This is a genomic window from Streptomyces sp. NPDC005408 (assembly GCF_040606445.1).
Lineage (GTDB): Bacteria > Actinomycetota > Actinomycetes > Streptomycetales > Streptomycetaceae > Streptomyces.
Genome location: NZ_JBEXEX010000073.1, coordinates 16176 through 27545, shown reverse-complemented (window position 1 = coordinate 27545; position 11370 = coordinate 16176). Strand labels below are relative to the sequence as shown.

The window sequence follows — 11370 nt, the reverse complement described above, 5'->3', positions numbered from 1 at the left end:
CGGCTCTCCCCCTGCCTTCGGCGGGGGGACCCCCATCCTCCGGCCTGCGATCGCACGCACCGCAGTGACATCAGCCGCTCCGCGGCGGGCCGCTCCATAATCCGGCCTGATCCAAAAGACAGGCCCTAGTTGTCTTCGAGGCGGCTCCCAGCCGGCAGGTCCAGGCTGCTGGCCAGCAGGTCCGGCGGCATTCCGGGCCGAAGCGACGGGAGTTGGCGCCGTGACAGGTGTGGTGACAGGTGTGGTGACCTACCCAGCAGCGGGTCCGGCCGGCCGGAGCACTGCCGTCCGCAGCAGGGCGGCGAGGGCGCGATGACCGCGACCGTCACCGGCGCCCTGCAGACGAACGAGGTCGCCGACGGCGTCCTCGCGTACGTACAGCCCCATGGCGGCTGGTGCCTGAACAACGCGGGTCTCGTCGTCGGCGACGGCGGACAGAGCGTGCTGATCGACACCGTGGCGACCGAACGCCGCGCCCGGCGGCTGCGCGAGGCGGTGCTGAGCCGCGTGCCGGAGCCGCCGCGCACCCTGGTCAACACCCACTTCCACGGCGACCACGTCTTCGGCAACTTCGTCTTCCCCGAAGCGCTGATCGTCGCCCACGAAGGCACCCGCAGCGACATGGCCGAACACGGGCTGCACCTCGCCGGGCTGTGGCCCGACGTGTGCTGGGGCGACATCGAACTGGCGCTGCCCCAGGTGACCTACCGCGATGCGATGACCCTGCACATCGGCGGCGTACGGATCGAGCTGCTGCACATGGGCCCTGCCGCGCACACCACCAACGACACCGTCGTCTGGCTGCCCGAGCAGCGGGTGCTGTTCACCGGGGACGTTCTGATGGCGGGCGTCACGCCGTTCTGCGTCATGGGGTCGGTCTCCGGCTCGCTGGATGCCCTGGACCGGCTGCGCGCCCTCGGCGCCGATGTGGTGGTACCGGGACACGGACCGGTCGGTGGCCCCGAACTGATCGACGCCAACGAGGCGTACTTCCGCTGGATCGAGCAGCTGGCCCGGCAGGGCATCGCCGCCGGTATCGGCCCGCTGGAGCTCGCCCGCGAGACCGACCTGGGCCCGTACGCCGAACTGGTCGACGCCGAGCGGCTGGTGCCCAATCTGGCCCGCGGCTACGCCGAGCAGCAGGGCGCGCAGCCCGGCGACCCGCTCGACGTGGGCGCCCTGTTCCGCGAAATGATCGACTACCACGGCCGGCTGTCCGACTGCCACGCCTGACCGACTAGGTCCTGTCCGGTCGATCAGGCCGGACGGGGCCCGGCACCCCCGGACCCGACCAGGGCCCGGGGGTGCCGGCGCGGAACCGCTCAGGGGAAGTCGTCCCGGGTGACCGTGCGGGTGCGTACGTGCAGCTCGTCGCCGCTGCGCACGAGCACATCGGTGCAGACGCACACCCGGTGCACCCGGCTGCCGCCGCCGATCCTGGAGGCGTACACGATCGTGTAGGCACGCACGTCCAGCACCCCGTCCGCACGCTCGCTCACGTCGAGCATGCCGATGAAGTGCCGGTGCCGCTCGCTCGCAGCGGCGAGCGCGTCGGCGCTGCGCCGTGCGGCGGTGATCAGACCGGCGCGGCCGTGCACCGGCTCGGGCAGCGTCGGCACATCGAAGCGGGCGTCCACGGTGAAGGTCGCCGCCCACTGCTCTGCCTCGCCGGAATCCAGCAGCTGCATCTGCTGCGCGTAGAACTGCTGCACCTGGGCGTACACAGCCTCGAACGCTCCGGTAGGCCGGACGGCCTCACTCCGGACAGTCATGGCGTCTCCGTTCCATCGGTTGGCGCCACTGTCCAGGACTCCGATCGAGCGGCCTTCGAAGATTCCTCAAGCATTCCGGCCGACCGTGAGGGCCCACACCACACCCGGCACCGGTGCCCGCATCGGCCGTGGCAGCCGTCCGGAGCAGGAGGTCTGAGCCCATGCCGTCGTTCACCTATCCAGAACTGCCGCTGGACGGGCTCCTGCGCCGTGCCGCCATCCGACACCCGGACAAAGACGCCCTGGTCACGGAGTCGGACACCGTGGACTACGCCGAACTCGACGACAGGGCCGACCGCATCGCCCGCTACCTGGAACACACGGTGGGCCGACGCGAGGCCGCGATCGGGGTGGCGAACGTCCTCGACCCCGCCTTCCCCGCAGCCTTCTACGGCGCCGTGCGCAGCGGCAGCGTCGCCGTGCTCGTCAATCCGCTGATCAAGCAAGCCGCCCTGCACCACGTCTTCACCGCGGCAGGCATCGAGGTGGCCTTCGTACCGACGTCCACCGCCGAACTCCTGGTGAAGCTGCGCGAGTCACTGCCCGAGCTGCACACCGTCGTCGTCACCGACGCCGAGGACGGTGTGGTCCCGGCCGACGCCGTGCCGCTGCAGGTCGCCCTCGATGCGGTGCCCGAGCGTGCGGGCGGGCACAGCCGGGTGGCCGCCGCGCCCGGGGCGGTGGCCTGCGTGCAGTTCACCACCGGCACCACGGGCCGGCCCAAGGGAGTGCGCCTGACCCACCGCAACCTGGTGGCGAACGCCGCGCAGACCGTCCACGCGCACGCCCTGGGTCCGCAGTCCGTGGCCCTCAACCATCTGCCGCTGTTCCACGTGATGCACCTCAACTCGGCCCTGTACGCGGGCGCCACGCAGATCCTGTGCCGCGACCCGGACCCGGTGGCCTCGCTCGCGCTGGCCGCCCGCACCGGCGCCACCCACTACTACGGGCTGCCCGCGCGGCTGCACCGGCTGGCCGCGGACCCGCGACTGGAGAGGCGCCCGGAAGGCGTGCCCGCCGGACCGCGGCTGACCGCCGTACTCTCCGGCGGCAACGCGCTCGCCGACACCGCCGCCCGGCGGCTGCGCGACCTGCTCGGTGTCCCCGTCGTCCAGGGCTACGGCCTGGCCGAACTCTCCCCTCTGTCCCACAGCCAGCGGCCCGGGGACGGATCCCGCAGGGGCTGCGTCGGGCCTGCCGTGCCCGGCACCGAATGCCGCATCGTGGACCTGGGAACGCGTGAGTGCGTCGAGGCGTTCTCGACCGGCGAAGTACAGGTCCGCGGACCGCAGTTGATGGCCGGATACCTGGACGAGCGGGAGCCGTCCAGGACGGACGCGAACGGCTGGTTCTCCACCGGCGACGTCGGCTATCTCGACGAGGACGGTGCGCTCTTCCTGGTGGACCGGCTCGGCGACGTGTTCAAGTACGACAACGAACTCGTGTCGCCGACCGCCGTCGAGCGGATCCTGGCCGAGGATCCGCGCGTTGCCGACTGCGTCGTCGCAGGCTGGCCCGACCCGGTGCACGGCGCCATCGTCTGGGCGGGCATCGTGCTGCACCCCGACGCCGGACAGCGCTGGTGCTCCGTGCTCGACATCCTCGACTCGATCACCGAGAAGGCCAACGCCCAACTGGCGTCCTTCGAGCAGATCCGCCGTGTCGAGACGCTGGACGCCGTGCCGCGCACGCCCGTCGGAAAGCCCATGCGCCTGGAGCTGAGACAGCAGCTGCGCGCCCGGGCCGCCGCCGAGAGCGCCGCGTGAGCGGCATACGCGGCGCCGTATGAGCCTTCGCATCACCCACCGTGCTTGACCCATCGCGCACCACCGACCCGCAGGAGAGACGACATGGCGACCTTCGTCAACAAGCTGACCGTGCACGGCGACCACGAGACCTTCCTGGCGGTCAGGAACCGGATCACGGCCTATATGGCGACTCAGCCCGGCTACCTCGGCCATCAGCATCTGCGCCGGCTCGGCGAGGGACACGTCTACCTGGAGATCGCCGTCTGGCAGGACGCCGCGGCCCACCGGGCGGCCTTCGGCACCCCGGGTTTCCAGCAGTTGCTCGCCGAGCTGAAGCCACTTGTCACCGCCGAGCCCGCCATGTACGAGCCCGTGGACGCACAGGACCAGGCCCGCCCGGAGGCAGCAGGTGTCCGGTGACCTTCAGGTGCTTGTCGTCGGCGCAGGTCCCGTCGGCCTGAGCGCCGCCCACGAACTCGCCCGCCGCGGCCTGCGCGTGCGCCTCGTCGACGCCGCGCCGGGCCCCGCGAGCACGAGCAGGGCCGTCGCCGTCCACCCCCGGACCCTGGAGACCTTCGACCAGATGGGCACGGTCGGCCCGATCCTCGAACACGGCCGCCGCAATGAGGCGTTCACCATGTACGCCAAGGGCCGCCGGCTGATCCGGCTCGACGCCGACTACGCGACGATGCCCACCCGGTATCCGTACACCGTCATCATCGAGCAGACCCGCACCGAGGCCGTGCTGCGCGCGGCCGTCGCCCGGCTCGGCATCGAGGTCGAATGGGGCGTGCGCCTGGCCGGGTTCGAGCAGGACGAGACATCGGTACGAGCAGTCCTGCAGCACTCCGACGGCACCGAGGAGAACTGTGTGGTGTCCTGGCTCGTCGGCTGCGACGGCGGGCACAGCACCGTACGCAAACGCCTCAGGCTGCCGCTGATCGGCGAGAGCCGCGACACCTGGATGCTCGCCGACGCCCCGGTCACCACGGACCTGCAGCCCGACAGCATCTACTGGGTGCACACGGGCTCCGGGGCCATGATGATGGTGCCCTACGCCCGCGAAGGGCGCTGGCGTCTGCTGGAGACGGCACCCGGCACACCTGATGCGCAGGGTGCGGCACACGATGCGCGGGGCGTGGCGATGCGTTTCTCCGCCCGTCTCAGCAGCGGTCTCGGTCACGAGGTACGGGTCGGCGAACCCGAGTGGACGTCGGTGTTCACCTTCCAGCAGCGCATGGTCCCGCGCATGCACGAAGGCCGTGTCTTCGTCGCGGGCGACGCAGCCCACGTGCACAGCCCGGCATCCGGACAGGGAATGAACACCGGAATCCAGGAGGCGTACAACCTGGCATGGAAGCTCGCCATGGTCGAACAGGGCCATGCCGGACGGGAGTTGCTGGACACCTATGGCCAGGAGCGGGTTCCGGTCGGGCGTGAGCTGCTCGGCTCCACCCGCACGGCCACGTTCCTCGTCCAGTTCAAGAACGCCCTCGCCTCACTGGCGCTCCCGGCCGTCTTCGCCGTCGTACGCAGGGTGCCTGCGCTGCGCCGCGCCATCCAGCGCCAGGTACTCGGCTCCATGTCGGGGCTGCGCCTGAACTATGCCAAGAGCTCCCTGGCCCTGCCCTCGGCACCGGGGGACGGCCCGGCTCGGGCGGCCGCCTCCGTACCGCACTGCAGCCCGGGACACCGCATCGCCTTTGCCACCGCCGTACTGCCGCATGCTGCGGGCCCGCGCGCCCTTGGCGAGGAACTGCGCGATGTGCGCTGGACCCTGCTTTCCGCCGCAGACGGCCGCGGCCGGGCCGGTGCACCCGCACAGGCCGCCGCCGAGGCGGCGGACCGGAACGCGGCCTGGCTGTCGGTGCGCACAGTGGGCGGGTACGGCTGGGCAGGCCCGGCACCGCTGCCCGATCCGGACGGGGCCCTGTGCGAGGCCCTGGGTCTGGTGCCGGGCGGCTGGGCGCTGATCCGGCCCGACGGGTATCTTGCCGCGCACGGCGCCCGGTTGAGCGGTCAGGCACTCGACGAGGTGTTCGCCGCGCTGCGGCTGCTGCCTGTGCCGCGGCGGGTGCGCGTTTCGTCCGCCGACGGCGCTCCACCCGTGCTCGAGGTTTCCTCGTCCGTTTTTCGACCCGGTCAAGACACGGTAAATACCGTGGCCTTCGCGGACAGAGAAGCCCGGTGACGAGCCGACTGCGAACGGGTTGCGTACAGGCCGCGAACCAGCCGGGCGCGCCGCCCCGCGCGCACTGGCTGGTCGCCGGAGGTAAGTGGCGGGCTCGGTGACGCCCGCCCACTTCGGCGAACTCATCCGATGCGAGAGGGGTGTTGCACATGTCGGACACGCGCGTGCACCGTACAAGCCACCAGGTGGAGGTGGCCGCTCCAGCGGGAGTGCTGTACGGGCTGATCGCCGACACCGTACGGTGGCCGCTGTTCTTCCCGCCCAGCATCCACGTCGAGCAGCTCGAATTCGACGGAACCCACGAGCGGCTGCGGATCTGGGCCACGGCCAACGGCCGGGTCACGTCGTGGGCCTCGGTCCGGTCACTGGACCCCGAGCTGCGCCGGGTCGACTTCCGGCAGCAGGTGCCCGCTTCGCCCGTCCAGTCCATGGGCGGCACCTGGATCGTCGAGGCACGGGGAGGTGACCGCTCGCACCTGACGCTGCTGCACGACTTCGAGGTCCCCGGCGACGCGGCCGACGAGGTGGCGTGGGTGGAGCGCGCCACCGACACCAACAGCCGTGCCCAGCTGGCCAATCTCAGGCAACTGGCCGAGAACTGGGCCCGCCTGGACGACCTGGTGCTCCTCTTCGAGGACTCCGTGCGGGTCAACGGCCCCGCCGAGCTGATCTACGACTTCCTCTACCGGGCGGGCGACTGGCCGGAGCTGGCACCGCACGTGCGCCGCGTCGAGCTGACCGAGGACGCGCCGGGCGTGCAGGTGATGACCATGGACGCCTCCGACGCCGACGGCGCGACGCACACCACCGAGTCCGTGCGGATCTGCTTCCCGCACGCCGGGCGCATCGTCTACAAGCAGACGGCGCCGCCCGCCCTGATGGCGGCCCACACCGGGGAGTGGTCGGTCGAACCCGACGAGCGGGGCGTGACCGTCACCGCGCAGCACCATGTCGTCCTGAACGAGGCGGACATCGAGCGGGTGCTCGGCGACAGCGCCGACCTGGCCACGGCCCGCCGCCGCGTGCGCGAGGACCTCGGGCGCGCCGGCACCCTCATGCTGGCGCTGGCCAAGCAGCATGCGGAGAGCGCGGTCCGGGTCCTGTGACCGGAGCCGCCGCCCTTTCCGGCACGCCCGCCGGCCGGCAGCCCGGTGCTGCCGGCCCCCCGGCCGCCGCGCCCCAGCGGGCCGCCCGCCTGGAGGCACTGCTCGGCGACCCGTTCGACCCCGCCAACCCGCACGGTCACACCGCGCTGCTGGACGCGGACGAGCGGCGCGAGGTGCCCGAAGCCACCGAGCAGCTGCTGGCCGATGCCGACCTCGCCGCCGAGTTCGTACCCCAGGACCTCGGCGGCCGGCTGGCCAGGGCGGACGAGCTGGCCCGCATTCTGCGCCCGGTCTTCCGCCGCGATGCCGCCCTCGGCTTCGGCTTCGGCATCACCTCGCTGTTCGGCGCCTCCGCCGTGTGGGCCGAGGGCGATGCGCGCCAGCGCGAGGACACCGCACGGCTGCTTCTTCACGGGGGTCGCGTCTCGATCCTGCACCGCGAACTCGCGCACGCGAACGCCATCCTGCGCGACGAGTTCACCGCACACCCCGCCCCCGGCGGCGGCTTCACGCTCGGCGGTCGCAAGGACGTCGTCATCAACGCCGACCGGGCCGACGCCTTCGTCATGTACGCACGCACCGCGCCCACCACCGGTCCCGGCAGCCACTCCGTCCTGCTGCTCGATCCCGAACGGCTGCCGCCCGGCGGTCTGCAGCGGCTGCCGCGCGTCAACACCGCGGGAATGCGCGGCAGCCGCTTCTCGGGCATCGCCTTCACCGACTGCCCCGTGCCGCCCGACACCCTCGTCGGCGCCCTGGGCGACGGCGTCCTGCTCGCGCTGCGCACCTTCCAGGTCAACCGCTGCCTGATCCCGGGCGTGGTGATCGCCGGGGTGGACAGCGTGTTGCGCCACGCTGTGCGGGCCGCCACGGAGAACCGCCCGGACGGCATGCCCGGCCGTCGCCGGCACCGGGTGCTCGCCGGGGTGTTCGCCGATCTGCTGGCCTGCGACAGCATGGCGGTCACCGGGCTGCGGGCCCTGAGTCTGCTGCCCGACAGCGCGCATCTGCTCGCCGCGGCCGTCAAGTACACGATGCCCGACCTGCTCCGCGAGGACCTGGAGGAACTGGCCACCGCCCTCGGCGCCCGCGGCTACGAGCGCGGACCGCTGTACGGCGGCTTCCAGAAACTGGTGCGGGACCTGCCGGTGGCCGGTCTCGGCCATGCGGGCACCGCCGCCTGCCAGGCGGTCCTGGTGCCTCAACTACGCACACTGGCCCGCACCTCGTGGTTCAGCTCGTCCGAACCGCCCGACCTGCTGTTCCAGCCCGAGGCCCCGCTGCCGGCGTTCGACTACCGCAGGCTGACGGTCTCCGGGACCGAGGACCGGCTCACCGCGGCGCTGGTCGCGATCGCCGAGCGTCTTGGCGAGCTGCGCTCTGCCGGACCGGTCTGGGCGGCGCTGTCGGATCTGGCCGAGGCGTTCGTCCAGGAGGTGCGCGCGCTGCGCGAGGAGTGCACTGCGCTGCCCGGCCACACCGCGCTGTTCGCCGACCCGAAGGCCTGCGTGCTGGCCGACCGCTACGCCCTGGTGCTCGCCGCCGCTGCCTGCCTGGGTGTGCGGCAGGGCCAGGACGGCACCGGCTCCTTCCTCGACGACCCGTCCTGGGCGGTCCTGGCGCTGAGCCGGATCGGCCGCAGGCTGGGCGTGCCGGTGCCCGAACTGCCCGACCAGGTCACCGGCACCGTCATCACCGAGGTGCTCGAGCGGTACCGGGACGGCCGAAGTTTCGACCTGTACGCCACGCAGCTCGCCGGATGACCCGGGCCCGGCCGACCCGCCGCGGCACAGGGGACCTTGGGGACGAGGGGAGGACAACCATGGACGAGCCGACAATCGCCGCGCCGGTCCATGTGCCACGGCCCGATGGGCCATGGCACACCGTGCACCGGAACCTGAAGGAGACCGGCAGCGCGGTGGTGTACACGACATGGGGGGAGTGGCTGCCCGCCGTGCTCACCACACCGAGCCTGCGCCGGCTGCTCGGCCACGACTGGACCCGCTACCGCCGCACGACCGATGCCACGGTGCGCTACCGCTTCGCGGCCGCCCGCCTGCTCATCAAGTACGCGGCGGCCGCGGCGCTGCGCACCCCGCCCGTCTCCCTCGACCTCGCCTACCGGCTCGGCGGCCGCCCGTATCTGCGCGGCTTCGACCAGATCGAACTGAGCCTGACCCACACCGGCGAGCTCATCGTGGTCGCCCTGAGCCGGATCGGACGCATCGGCGTGGACGCGGAACCGGTTGGCCGCCCCCTGCGGCTGGACCTGCTGCAGTCCCAGATGTGCACGCCCGCCGAGGCGGCAGAGCTCGACTCCTTCCCGGCCGGCGAACAGAGCGCGCAGGCCCTGCGGTTGTGGACGCTGAAGGAGGCGTACACCAAGGCGCTGGGCCAGGGAATGCGGCTGGGATTCACCGAATTCGGATTCGGTCTGCGCACCGGCAGGCTGCGGGCCCCCGACGGCAGCGCCGGCTCCCGTGGCGAATGGGGCTTTGCCACCCACCGGGCGCTCGGCCGCTATCTGATCAGCGTGGCCTGCCACGACGCGGGCCTCGACCCGGCGGGCGACACGTCGGTGCGCACCATGCTGGACGCGGGATTCCTGTCGGCGATGACGCGGCAGAGCGCCGATCCGGAGCCGCCGGGCGATTGACCGCACGGACCCTCCCGGCGTCTGACCGCGCGTCAGCGCCGTATCAGCCTCGCGGCAGTGGCAGGGGGCATGCTCAGCCCGGGAGCACCATATCCGTCCGGCTGAGGAACCAGGAGACGTCCCATGACGAAGCCAGGCCGCCCGTGCCACCCGGGGGACGGAGGTGAAGAACCATTCCTCACCCAGCACCCTCCGCACCCAGAGCAGCCGGACGCCCCGGACACGGTGCCCCTGACCTCGCTGCAGCACAGCCTGCTGCGGGACGCACTCGCGCATCCGGGCACCGGCCGCTGTGTCGAGCAGCTCGTGTGGCGCTGGCACGGCCCGCTGGACACGGGCCGGTTCAGCAGCGCCTGGCAGGCGGTCTTCGACCGCGAGCGTGTGCTGCGCGCGGCGTTCGACATACGCGGTGAGCCCCGGATCGTCCTGCACGAGCACGCCAGGGCCGAGATCGTCCGGCACGCCGCGGGCACGGTCGCCTGGGACGAGCTCGTCGAGCGGGACCGGCTGCGCGGCTTCGATCTGCACCGCCCGGGCCTGCTGCGGATCACCCTCGTCGACGACCCCGAGCCCCCCGCGGGCAGGGGCGCCGCCACCCGGGTCCTGCTCACCCACCATCACGTGCTGCTGGACGCTTGGAGCGTCGTCGTCCTGCTGCAGGAGTTCTACCGGGCCTATCTCGCCGGCGGCTCACTGACCGGCGGCGAGCGGCGCCCCGACATCCGCGACTACACGCGCTGGCTTGCGTCCCAGGACACCGGTCCGGCCCGGGAGTTCTGGTCCGGGGCTCTGTCCACCACCGCGCCCTTGCTCGCCCCCGCCCGGCCCGGGCCCGCCACCGGCGACAGCGGCTGCGGTCGCGCCGGGGCCCGGCTCAGCGCCGTCGAGGCCGAACGGCTGCGCACCTGGGTGGCCGGCCACGCCGCCACCGAGGCCGGCGCCTTGCAGGCCATCTGGGCGATCCTGCTGTACCGGGCGGGCGACGCCCGCGGCCCGGCACCGGTGGGATTCGGTGTCGCCGTGTCCGGGCGCGGCATCCCCCTGGAGGTCGCCGAACGGCTTCCGGGACTGCTGATGAACGTGCTGCCGATGACCATCCAGGTCGACCCGGCGCAGGATCTGCGCCTGCTGCTGGCCCAACTGCGCGACTGCGCACTGGACATGGCCGCCTACGAATGGGTGTCCCTGGAGCAGATCCACGCATGGAGCGGCCGCCCGGCGGAAGAGAAACTCCTCGAGAGCGTCCTCGTCTTCGCGCACTATCCGCGGATGGCCGACGGCCTGGAGACGGCCCTCGCCGCCCAGGACATCCGCGTCTCACCACCCGGCGCCGTCGGTGCGCCCACCGCGTACCCGGTCGTCCTGCTCGCCCACCGCGACGCCGACGGCGGCCTCGCCCTCACGGCCGTGCACGACCGCGGCAAAATCGCCGACGCCGACGCCGACCGACTCGTCGGCCAGTGCGCGCGGCTGCTGCGCGAACTGCCCCACACCGCCGACGACACCACCGTGGGCGACGTCCTCCACCTGCTCGGACAGGACCCGCCACCCGTCGCGCAGTGAGCGGCCCGCGGTGGCCGGTCCGCTCAAGTGGCTCTCGAGCAGGTCTTGACACCCTGGTCCGATCGAACCGAAGGAGTGGTCCGAGCGATCCCCAGGAGGAGCTCATGTACGAGGACCAGCAAGAACGCGAACGTCCGGCACGTGACGTGGTGTCCCTGGCTCCGACGCCCCGGCTCGCCGGGGTGGAGGAGGACGAACCGGCCGAGCCGCACATCGTCCGCGGCATCGACTGAACGTCCCGCCGGTACACCGCAATTCGAGCGGGCCACGGCACACTGCCCGGCAGCCGAATCACGAGGGGGAAGAACGCCATGCCGCGCTCCGGAGCACGTAC

The 11370-nt window shown here is 72.3% G+C and carries 10 protein-coding genes; 9 read left to right on the top strand and 1 reads right to left on the bottom strand.

The window, feature by feature from the left end; genetic code table 11:
* Positions 1-312: 312 nt before the first annotated feature.
* On the top strand, positions 313-1233 hold the full coding sequence (locus ABZS64_RS36090) for an MBL fold metallo-hydrolase (protein WP_355838906.1): 921 nt from the start codon (positions 313-315) through the stop codon (positions 1231-1233).
* Positions 1234-1322: 89 nt separating this feature from the next.
* Here the strand turns inward: ABZS64_RS36090 and ABZS64_RS36085 are convergent, their stop codons facing one another.
* On the bottom strand, positions 1323-1772 hold the full coding sequence (locus ABZS64_RS36085; RefSeq protein WP_355838904.1) for a nuclear transport factor 2 family protein: 450 nt from the start codon (positions 1770-1772) through the stop codon (positions 1323-1325).
* Between the two features lie 161 nt (positions 1773-1933).
* Between ABZS64_RS36085 and ABZS64_RS36080 the strand changes: the two genes are divergently transcribed.
* The 8 genes from ABZS64_RS36080 (at position 1934) to ABZS64_RS36045 (ending at position 11269) form a co-directional block, all read left to right on the top strand.
* Positions 1934-3538 (top strand): class I adenylate-forming enzyme family protein, encoded by a 1605-nt coding sequence (locus tag ABZS64_RS36080; protein WP_355838902.1) that lies wholly within the window; start codon positions 1934-1936, stop codon positions 3536-3538.
* An 84-nt stretch (positions 3539-3622) separates the two neighbouring features.
* Positions 3623-3940, top strand: a complete 318-nt coding sequence (locus ABZS64_RS36075) for an antibiotic biosynthesis monooxygenase family protein (RefSeq protein ID WP_355838900.1) — start codon at positions 3623-3625, stop codon at positions 3938-3940.
* The gene (locus ABZS64_RS36070; RefSeq protein WP_355838898.1) at positions 3930-5711 is read left to right on the top strand and encodes an FAD-dependent oxidoreductase; all 1782 of its coding nucleotides are present in this window, start codon (positions 3930-3932) and stop codon (positions 5709-5711) included. The genes ABZS64_RS36075 and ABZS64_RS36070 overlap by 11 nt, the downstream gene beginning before the upstream one ends.
* A 149-nt stretch (positions 5712-5860) precedes the next feature.
* Positions 5861-6817 (top strand): aromatase/cyclase, encoded by a 957-nt coding sequence (locus ABZS64_RS36065; RefSeq protein WP_355838896.1) that lies wholly within the window; start codon positions 5861-5863, stop codon positions 6815-6817.
* Positions 6814-8580, top strand: a complete 1767-nt coding sequence (locus ABZS64_RS36060; protein WP_355838894.1) for an acyl-CoA dehydrogenase — start codon at positions 6814-6816, stop codon at positions 8578-8580. Before ABZS64_RS36065 ends, ABZS64_RS36060 begins: the two co-directional genes overlap by 4 nt.
* Positions 8581-8639: 59 nt before the next feature.
* Positions 8640-9473 (top strand): 4'-phosphopantetheinyl transferase superfamily protein, encoded by an 834-nt coding sequence (locus ABZS64_RS36055; RefSeq protein WP_355838892.1) that lies wholly within the window; start codon positions 8640-8642, stop codon positions 9471-9473.
* A gap of 123 nt (positions 9474-9596) precedes the next feature.
* Entirely contained in the window at positions 9597-11036 is a 1440-nt protein-coding gene (locus tag ABZS64_RS36050) for a condensation domain-containing protein (RefSeq protein ID WP_355838890.1), read from the top strand.
* 104 nt (positions 11037-11140) lie between these two features.
* Complete coding sequence (locus ABZS64_RS36045) at positions 11141-11269, top strand: hypothetical protein (RefSeq protein ID WP_355838888.1); 129 nt, start codon at positions 11141-11143, stop codon at positions 11267-11269.
* The last annotated feature ends 101 nt before the right edge of the window (positions 11270-11370 follow it).